We start from the raw sequence: 717 nt of genomic DNA on the forward strand, positions 1-717 counted from the left end.
CGCTGGCCGCCGGCTGCACCGTCGTCCTCAAGCCGGCCCTGGAGACGGCCCTGGACGCCAACATCATGGCCGAGGCCGCCGCCGCGGCCGGACTGCCGGCCGGCGTGTTCAACGTCGTGCCCGGCGGCATCGAGGCCGGCCAGGCCCTGGTGGCCCACCCCGATGTCGACAAGGTCTCCTTCACCGGCTCCACCGCCACCGGGCGCATCATCGGCGAGGTCGCCGGACGGCTGCTGCGCCCGGTCACCCTCGAACTCGGCGGCAAGTCCGCGGCCATCATCCTCGACGACGCCGACATCCCCACCGCCGTGGCCGGCCTGGCCAGCGTGTCGTTCCCCAACAACGGACAGACCTGCACCGCCAACACCCGCGTCCTGGCCCCCGCGCACCGCTACGCCCAGGTCCTCGACGCGGTCACCGACCTGGCCCAGTCCCTGACCATCGGCGACCCCCTCGACCCGGCGACCGCCATCGGCCCGGTGGTCTCCGCCCGGCAGCGGGAGCGGATCGAGGGCTACATCACCACCGGCCACAGCCAGGGCGCCCGGCTGACCACGGGCGGCGGGCGCCCCGCCCACCTGGACCACGGCTGGTTCCTCCAGCCCACCGTCTTCGGCGACGTAGGCAACGACATGGTCATCGCCCGCGAGGAGATCTTCGGCCCGGTCATCGCCGTCATCCCCTACCGGGACGACAACGAGGCCGTCGCCCTGGCCA

Annotated in this window: 1 protein-coding gene; it reads left to right on the forward strand. The window is 73.6% G+C overall.

All coding sequences use genetic code 11. The features are described from left to right. A partial coding sequence (locus ACYVO6_RS49410; RefSeq protein WP_461073620.1) for an aldehyde dehydrogenase family protein occupies positions 1-717 on the forward strand: 717 nt, incomplete at both ends.

This window comes from Streptomyces pseudoechinosporeus, from assembly GCF_054783935.1.